Origin of the sequence: Halomicronema sp. CCY15110, assembly GCF_016888165.1 — a bacterium.
Taxonomy (GTDB): domain Bacteria; phylum Cyanobacteriota; class Cyanobacteriia; order Phormidesmidales; family Phormidesmidaceae; genus Halomicronema.
This window is the reverse complement of record NZ_JACSWC010000369.1, coordinates 1-8,185: the sequence shown is the minus strand read 5'-3', so window position 1 is coordinate 8,185 and position 8,185 is coordinate 1. Positions and strand designations below refer to the sequence as shown.

The following is an 8,185-nucleotide window of genomic DNA, read 5'->3' as shown; positions in this document are numbered from 1 at the left end:
GGATTCTCCATCTCGATGACCCCATGTTTTCTGGCAGCATCCTACTACAACATGACTTGTGTGTACTTAGTAGCCTTTTCAAGGAGAGGTTAGGTGAGGTTTTGACGGGCAAGCACAACTCCAGTTTTCAACCTAGACGGGGTTAGATTCAGATTCAGGCTCGCATGAACGCCCTCAGAGACAAGATGAAGACCGCGTCAGGATCAGCATGAAGTGGATCGGTTTGTCCGCGATCGCGGCTTTCGTCAATCGAGCATTCAACTCTGACACTGAATCAGGCCACGCTTTGCGCATAGAGGGAGAGATGTTGCCGCCGAATGACTCTGGCCACGCGATCGCCCTCGGCTTCGGTCAGACTTGACCCCGAGGGCAAGCAAAGCCCCGTCGCAAACAACGATTCCGCAACTTGACCCCCGATACATTCGCAGCCCGAGAAGATCGGTTGCAGATGTAGCGGTTTCCAAACTGGGCGAGACTCGATCTGGGCGGCGGTGAGGGCCAGGCGAACCTCTTCGCGATCGCCGCCAAACTTAGCGGCATCAATCGTCAGACAGGTCAGCCAGCGAGTGCCGCTGCCGTAGCTGGCTCCGGGCATGAACTCAAGGCCAGGGAGATCAGCCAAGTTGCGATAATAGCGCTCAAAGTTGCGCCGCCGGGCATCGACGCGATCGCCCAACACCTGTAGCTGTCCCCGGCCGATGCCCGCTAAGACATTACTCAGGCGGTAGTTGTAGCCCAGGTGTGAATGTTGGTAGTGCGGAGCCGGGTCGCGCGCCTGGGTGGCAAGAAACCGAGCTTTTTGGATGAGGTCGGCACGATCGCTCACTAACATGCCGCCGCCTGACGTGGTAATGATTTTGTTGCCGTTGAAAGAGAAGATGCCCATGCGGCCAAACGTCCCCGGTGAGCGCCCCTGATAGGTGGCTCCCAGAGATTCAGCGGCATCCTCAATCAGGGGAATGTCGTAGCGATCGCACACCTCAACCATCGGCTCTAGGTCGGCACTTTGCCCGTAGAGATGCACAACGACAACGGCTTTAGGCAGCTTCCCCTGTTTGGCCCGCTGGTGCAGCGCCGCCGCGAGTAAGTCGGGGTCCATATTCCAGGAGGTGCGATCGCTGTCGATAAAGACCGGGGTCGCCCCCAAATATACAATCGGATTAGCCGTCGCCACAAAGGTCAGAGTGGAGCAAAACACTTCATCGCCTGGGCCGACCCCCGCCAATCGCAAAGCCAAATGCAGCGCCGCCGTGCCCGAACTGACCGCCGCGCCATACCCCGCGCCGATCGCCTGACAAAATTCGGTTTCAAAAGCATCCACATTGGGGCCAACCGGGGCGATCCAGTTCGTCGTAAACGCCTCGTGAACGTAGACCAGTTCGCGATCGCTTAAATGCGGGGGAGACAATAAAATCGGTTTTGGAAAGGTTGTAGTTGGCATCGTTATGCTCCAATCGCAGCGCGATAAGTTGGGAAATAGTTAGTGGCATAAAGGGTCTGCGGCGTGACGCTCAGCGCTCTAGCGCGGCGGTTAACCAGCGTGTGATATTGCTCGGTATTGGTAATTAGCCGCAGTGTGTGAAAGCGGTGGCGTTGCTTTGAAAAGCCCGATTTGTAGCAAAACAGGGGATCATCGCCCGCGCCAACCCCGCCCCCCAGATGCAACCAACGGCAGCCACGGGTCTGCGCCCAAAGGGCGACGCTGTAAGTTTCTAAGGTGCTGGGAGACAGCTTTAGGAAAGCCGTGCGGGTGCCGCCAAAGATCGCCTGGATGATGCCGTGCCATTCGGTATAGAGGCCAGCGGCAGCAACTGCGTTCTCCTTTTCCACTAGGCACAGGTGCAGGCGATCGCCCAACACTTGCCCTAGCTCGGCAAAGTACGCTTCGTCAAACTCTAGATAACGGTCGGCTGCGCCCACCCGTGACATGGTTTCAAAATAAACACTGACAAACGTGGGCAACGCTTCCTGCCAGGGCACGATGCGCGCGGTCAAGCCTTCCCGGCGGGCACGTTTAATATGACTGCGGTGACTGCGGCGAGTCTGGCTCCAAAGGTCGGCTTCGGTTAGAGACAGGTCAATGGAGACCGTTTCCCCTTGAAAACAGTCCGCCTCCTCTGTAAGCCCGGTCTCTAAGTCTGCATCCAAAATGGGGTGCAGGCGGAAAAAGGCTGAGCAGACGCCCCGCTCCTGCAATCCTTGCTTTAAGGTTTGCAGCGCCGCCGCCACAAAGTCGGGGCGATCGCGGGCGGCGGCATTTTGCACGAAACCGGCATAGCCATAGGGTGAGGCCACATCAAAGACTTCTGGCATCAACTCGTCATTGGCCAGCGCGCCGCGATCGCTCCGCAACAGATAGGGCAACAGAATGGCCGCCGCCCCCTCGGTGATCAAAGCCGCCTCTGGTAGCGTATTTAGGCGCTGGGCTTCGAGGGTGAGATAACCCGGCAGATGGTAGATGTCATGGGGCACATCGCGAAGCAATGCCGACCATTGGGGATGGTTGGGGGAGAGAAAGGTGAGTTGCATAGGTCGATAGTGGGTAACTGGGTGACTGGGTGGTTGGGTGGTTGGGTGACTGGATAGTTGGGGGCTGGGTGACTGGGTGATTGGGTGACAAGGCGTACGCCCGTTCTTAGTCCAGCCTTATCGAGACAGCAATTCCATTTGCAAAGCCGGTTGTGGTCGCAGGGAGAAAGAAGGTCCAGGGTGAGGGGTAATGGTTTGGTGAGGAAACGGATGCAGGCAGAAGCGTTGCCCAATTTCGGCCAATAGCAAAACGGTTTCCATCATGGTGAGGCCGCGCCCAATGCAGGCCCGGGCTCCGCCGCCAAAGGGATAATAGGCATAGGGGGGCAGGTGCTTGGCCGTTTCAGGAGCCCAGCGATCGGGATTAAATTCGTGCGGTTGGTCAAAGAAGCGCGGGTCGTAGTGAGTGACCCACTGGCACATAACGACGTTTTCGCCTGGGTGAATGGGGTGACCGTCAATCTCGCAAGCCTGGGTGCAGACGCGGCCCGTGACCCAGGCCAAGGGGTATAGCCGCAGCGTTTCGGTGATGACTCGTTCGGTATAGGTCAGTTGAGGCAGATCGGCCAGCGTTGGCGATCGCCCGTTCAATACCGTTTGCCATTCTGCGACTAACTGGGCTTCCACCTCAGGGTGTTGAGCCATCTGCCACCAGGCCCAACCCAACACATCCGAGAGGGTATCGTGGCCAATGACCACGTTCACCAACTCGTCCCGGATTTCGCGATCGCTCATGCCCGCCCCCGTGTCATCCTGCACTTGCAAGAGTTGGGTGAGCATCGAGCCATCATCGGCCTGGGTGCGACGTTGGGTTGCGATCAGGTCATACAGCAGCACATCCAGGTCTTTGGCCGCCTGCTGATAGCGGCGATTGCTGGGGGTGGGAAAGTGTTCCGGCAGTAGATAGAGCAGCCAGTTGCGATCGCGGTGGTCATACTCGGCGAGCGCGGCATCCAAAACGGTATTGATCGAGGTGAAATGGGTGATACCCGCTTCGCCAAAGCAGATTTTGGCGACGATTTTGCGGGTGAGGCGGGTCGTGCGATCGCGAATGCCAAGCCACTGAGCCCTCGGCCAAGTCGCCAATTCGGCCTGCGCCAGGGTGACTGCGATGTCACCATATGCGGCTAAATGCTGCCGCTGAAATACGGGCTGCACTAAGCGCCGCATCCGTCGCCAAAACGTCCCTTCACTCACGGCGAGACCGTGGCCAAACAGCGGGTCAAAAAAACGCGATTCGCGGCCCGCAGCCCGACCCATAAAGCAGGCCCCATGAGTCACCAACACCGACTTGATCAGGTCAGGATGATTCACAAAATAGACGGGATGTTTGCCAAATCGCAGCCTCACCATATCCCCCAACTCTGCACAGTGGGTGTAGAAATCGAGGGGATGCAGTCGGTAATCGAGGGCGTTGCCAACCAGGGGATACCCTTTGGGTTCGGGCAGGGGCGCAACGGGCGGCCGGAGCGAGGTGGATGTCATGGTGGGAGGCCTCATAGAATTTGTCGAATCATGGTGAAAGCTTCGGCGGCGGCCAAGCCAGCCGCGGCACCGCGCAACTTGGCGAGGGCGGTCAAAGCCTCTAGCGATCGCGGGTGGGGAAAAGCTTTAAGCTCGCTGCGGTAGCAGGTCATGGCCTTGAGCTTGGTCGCCAGGTAAGGTTCGATATTGATGAAGGTCGTCGGCACAAAGGCGCAATCGGCGCGGGGCGGGGCCCATTCCGTTTCCGACAGGGTTTCGTAAGCGAGCAGTTGCCGCACCGAGCAGCCGTTGATTGGCCGCGCCGCGACCAAGGTCGCCTCATACACTCGCTGGTGGTCAGCATGGAGGTCGCCGTGATGGGGCAGGTAAACCGTGTGAGGCCGGAGTTGGCAAATCACCTGGGCGATCGCCGCCGCCAGTTGATAGCTCGCGATAGTGTCTAAGCGGGGTGCCGGAAAATCGAGATAGACCGTGCTCGCCACCCCCAACACCTGATGGGCGGCTTTCACCTCTTCGCGAAAAGCGACTTCCTCCTCAGCGGGATAAAGGTCTGGATCAGCACGGGTGACAGCGACAATGTGGACATCGTCGCCGCCGTCAGTGTGGCGGGCGATCGCTCCCCCGCATCCCAGCACCTCATCGTCAGGGTGAGGCGCAATCACTACAATCGACTGACTCATGGGTGGTGGGTCCAAATCACGACGGGACAGCGAGGCGGCTAAGCGGTGGCTAAAGCCTCGGTTACATTGGCCTGCTCATCCAAAAAATTGCGACTCTCTGGGCCACAACAAAACAGCACATCGAGAATAGAAAGATTCGGAATAAAGTCCACTTCAGGAAATAACTGGGAATAGGTCGGCGGGGTAAATTCTTGCCAGATCACCTCGATATTGGCCGCCGAAAATTGCTCAAGATCCATATAGTTTTTGCCGCCCACTCCAGAGATGTAAGTGGTAGCATTCACTGCCTGGCAGGCTTCCACAAGACGTTGGGTTCTACTTCCTCGCACGGGCAAGTCAGAGAGATAAATAACTGGGATTCTAATCTCCAGTTTTCGCATCGCCCACACCATCAGGGCAATGTTCAAGTCGTGCAATTTCTCCCAGTCTCGAAACAGAATTTCTTGCAGCTCTCCGGCATATAGATCAAAGTAAGCAGCCGGTGAATAGTTAGTGCAAATCGTGCCCCAATGTTTCCTCGCCCAGGGATAGTCGCGATTGATTACGACTTCGTTTATGAGTTGCTTTTGTTGATGCAGAACGGGTACAGTGAGCCACTGCCCCCCCTTGACAGTTTTGATCTTGTTACGATGCTGAAGCCCTCGACGGAGAAACTCGACATTGTCCATCACGACAAAAATGTCAGCTTGAGATAATTTGTGAAAGAAACCTAAATAGGGGATATATTGAGTTTGGTGAATGGCTACAATCGTCATTTTATCAACCTCAAAGAATTAGATGAACAGCCTGTCAAGACCAAAAAATCACTTAAATTAGCTTGAAAATATCCGACAAAAATCAGTTGGATCAAACTGTTTTTTGAGTCGCCTTTCTAGTCAAAACGCTATGCCCTAGATTGGGACTCTCGACCTTTTTCGGAGCCGTTTTCACCGTAAACTCCCTCCTTGGCAAGGACGACGGGAATGGTTTTTAGCAAAATCCAGCCATCTAACCACAGGGTGAAATGGTCTACATACCAAACGTCGAGGGCAATGCGCTCATCAATGGTGTTTAGCAAGCCTCCCTGCACAGCTTCCCAGGCCGTCATGCCAGGCGGGAGGAGCAGCCGCCGCTTTTCCCAGTCCTGATAAGTCGCTAACGAGGATGGCAACAGTGGCCGAGGCCCCACTAAACTCATTTCCCCCCGCAGAACGTTGAATAGTTGGGGGAGTTCGTCGAGGTGATATTCCCGCAGCACCTTGCCAACAGCGGTCACGCGGGGGTCGCCCTCAAAGGTGTCGAGTCCGGCCCCCAGGCGAACGGCTCCATCCACCATCGTGCGGAACTTATAGATCTGAAACGACTGGCCGTATTGCCCCAGCCGTTCTTGCACAAAAAAGATGGGGCCGGGAGAACTGAGGCGGATGGCGATCGCGATCACGCCCAACAACGGGGCAATCAGCACTAGCCCCAAGCCCGCCAATAGCAAATCGGCCCAGCGTTTGCCCCAAAGATGCCAGCGGCGCTGCGGGCGTTCAGAGCAATATTTTTGTTGCACTTGCTGCCAGTGCGCCCGTGACCAAGGTGAAGCCGTCAGGTTCATTTAGTGTCCTCCATAACCCATCGAATTCTCAGCGGCAATCACCGCCGCGCCAGATAGCACCCACTCGGCTGTCGGCTGTTTGGCAACAACCAGGCCGAGGTCGCGGTAGGCCTGCTCTAAGCGTTGGAATACCAACCGTTCGTCATATTCACGCTCGACGCGATCGCGACTCGCCCGACCAAACTGCTGCCGCAAAGCCGGATCGGCTAGCAGTTTGGTCAATGCGTCGGCTAACTGTGAGCTGTCGCGCGGCGGCACAATGTAGCCATTCACGTCAGGCTGCACCGCCTCGCGACAGCCACGAATGTCAGTGGTGACGATGGGCAGCCCCATGGCCATCGCTTCCAAAATGGAGCGGGGTAACCCCTCGCCAAAATAGGTCGGCAGGGTAAAGACATCCAGCAGTCCCAGCAGCTCTGGAATGTCGTCGCGAAATCCCGTAAAGACGATGCGATCGCGAATTCCTAAGGCCAGCGATCGCTGAAGCAGTTCAGCCTCAAACGGGTCGGGGTCGGTCTTGAGTTCGCTGCCCACAATCAGCAGCCGCGCCTGGGGAAATTGCGCTGCCAGTTGGGCAAAGGCTTCAATCAGATAAGCAAAGCCCTTTTCGCGAGTCAGGCGACCAATCGTGCCGATGATGGGGCCGGCCTCAAGGGGAATATGGAAGGACTGCCGCAACATCTGCTGCTGCTTGGGGTCGAGCCGCTCCCGACTAAATCGCTGACTGTCAACACCATTATTGAGATGTCGCACTTTGCGGGCTGGGCATAGCCTTAGACGCGAGCTGTCAACCCAGTCTTCATAGCTTTGGGTGAGAAACAGATCGGTTAGACTCGCACAGCATTTTTCAAGCCCAAAGTAGAACCAATATTTAGCGCGGGGTAACTGGTCGTGAAAGGGATACCCGTGAGCGGTATAGACGATGCGGGGAACCCCGGCCAGCTTGGCCGCAATCCGCCCCAAAAAGGCGGCAATTGACGTGTGAACATGCACCAAATCGTACTGTTCTCGCTGCATAAGCTGAAACAATTTCACCAGGCTCATGAGATTACCCAAGGGCGCAATTTTGCGATCGATATTAATCAGATGCAGGGTATATCCTTGCTGACTGAGGGCTTTAGCCACCTCATCAGACGAACAAACAATATGGACATCTAAGCCCCGAGATTGTAAGTAATTGATTTGTGGTGACAGCAAAACTTTAGCGGTCACCCCAATGGAGCAAATATGTAATACTTTCATTCTTTGAATGTCGAATAAATAGCCGGATTGTCGTAAAAAGTTCGCCTTACTGACTAGGAAATGATGGATTAATGTCGCTCACAACTTTGTTGATTAGCGGTGTAAATTGTCGTCATTCCAACCTCAGCTCCGTGAGGAGCCGGGGTTGAGAATGGCCCTCTCGACCGGCAAGAAAAGGCGAAAGGGCTTGCTTTGAGAGCGTCCATCCCCAGGTTAAGCAGTACCCTTCTCATCACTGACTGAAATTGCTGTTAAAAATTGGCAATATCCCAATTTGGCAAAATGCTGTCACCGACGAAGATATGCCGCTATTGACTCCTCGCTCTCGAATGCAGTTCTATAAAGCCCGGTTTGGAGTGCTCCACTGATTAAAAAAATGCCGGAAAATAGATGTGTCGTCATCGTCTAGAAAACTGAAATGACTGATTTCATTCCCTTGAGAGAGAGTTGATGACTAGGACAAGATTGACTATCAATAATGTAGTAGATGACTAAAGTTTGATCTTGCCACTTTGCCTTTTGAAAATTATTTTGAGGGATACAAAAATCGTAATAATGAGTCTGAAATGTTCGTGGATATGAGACTAAAAATTCCTTAGTGGTGCAGAAAAGTCCTGAGAGTATTGATGTAGCTAGATTCTCAGATTGAGAAGGGGAGCCATCTGTG

Annotated in this window: 8 protein-coding genes; all 8 read right to left on the bottom strand. The window is 55.1% G+C overall.

The window, feature by feature from the left end; all coding sequences use genetic code 11:
* Positions 1-274: 274 nt before the first annotated feature.
* Complete coding sequence (locus tag JUK32_RS17640; RefSeq protein ID WP_204140180.1) at positions 275-1,441, bottom strand: DegT/DnrJ/EryC1/StrS aminotransferase family protein; 1,167 nt, start codon at positions 1,439-1,441, stop codon at positions 275-277.
* Between the two features lie 2 nt (positions 1,442-1,443).
* Positions 1,444-2,529 (bottom strand): GNAT family N-acetyltransferase, encoded by a 1,086-nt coding sequence (locus JUK32_RS17635; protein ID WP_204140179.1) that lies wholly within the window; start codon positions 2,527-2,529, stop codon positions 1,444-1,446.
* Between the two features lie 117 nt (positions 2,530-2,646).
* Positions 2,647-4,014, bottom strand: a complete 1,368-nt coding sequence (locus JUK32_RS17630; protein ID WP_204140178.1) for a cytochrome P450 — start codon at positions 4,012-4,014, stop codon at positions 2,647-2,649.
* Positions 4,015-4,025: 11 nt separating this feature from the next.
* Entirely contained in the window at positions 4,026-4,694 is a 669-nt protein-coding gene (locus JUK32_RS17625) for a PIG-L deacetylase family protein (RefSeq protein WP_204140177.1), read from the bottom strand.
* A gap of 38 nt (positions 4,695-4,732) precedes the next feature.
* Positions 4,733-5,449, bottom strand: a complete 717-nt coding sequence (locus tag JUK32_RS17620) for a WbqC family protein (protein WP_204140176.1) — start codon at positions 5,447-5,449, stop codon at positions 4,733-4,735.
* A 128-nt stretch (positions 5,450-5,577) separates the two neighbouring features.
* Positions 5,578-6,276 carry a sugar transferase gene (locus JUK32_RS17615; RefSeq protein WP_204140175.1) on the bottom strand — a complete coding sequence of 233 codons (699 nt, stop codon included), beginning with the start codon at positions 6,274-6,276 and terminating at the stop codon, positions 5,578-5,580.
* On the bottom strand, positions 6,277-7,518 hold the full coding sequence (locus JUK32_RS17610) for a glycosyltransferase family 4 protein (RefSeq protein WP_204140174.1): 1,242 nt from the start codon (positions 7,516-7,518) through the stop codon (positions 6,277-6,279).
* A gap of 405 nt (positions 7,519-7,923) precedes the next feature.
* The coding region (locus tag JUK32_RS17605) for a hypothetical protein (protein WP_204140173.1) at positions 7,924-8,185 on the bottom strand (262 nt) is incomplete at its 5' end.

Bases quoted from the DNA above. Each gene is read 5' to 3' on its own strand.
- JUK32_RS17620 (WP_204140176.1), bottom strand. From the start codon at position 5,449: ATGACGATTGTAGCCATTCACCAAACTCAATATATCCCCTATTTAGGT.
- JUK32_RS17615 (WP_204140175.1), bottom strand. From the start codon at position 6,276: ATGAACCTGACGGCTTCACCTTGGTCACGGGCGCACTGGCAGCAAGTG.
- JUK32_RS17625 (WP_204140177.1), bottom strand. From the start codon at position 4,694: ATGAGTCAGTCGATTGTAGTGATTGCGCCTCACCCTGACGATGAGGTG.
- JUK32_RS17610 (WP_204140174.1), bottom strand. From the start codon at position 7,518: ATGAAAGTATTACATATTTGCTCCATTGGGGTGACCGCTAAAGTTTTG.
- JUK32_RS17640 (WP_204140180.1), bottom strand. From the start codon at position 1,441: ATGCCAACTACAACCTTTCCAAAACCGATTTTATTGTCTCCCCCGCAT.
- JUK32_RS17635 (WP_204140179.1), bottom strand. From the start codon at position 2,529: ATGCAACTCACCTTTCTCTCCCCCAACCATCCCCAATGGTCGGCATTG.
- JUK32_RS17630 (WP_204140178.1), bottom strand. From the start codon at position 4,014: ATGACATCCACCTCGCTCCGGCCGCCCGTTGCGCCCCTGCCCGAACCC.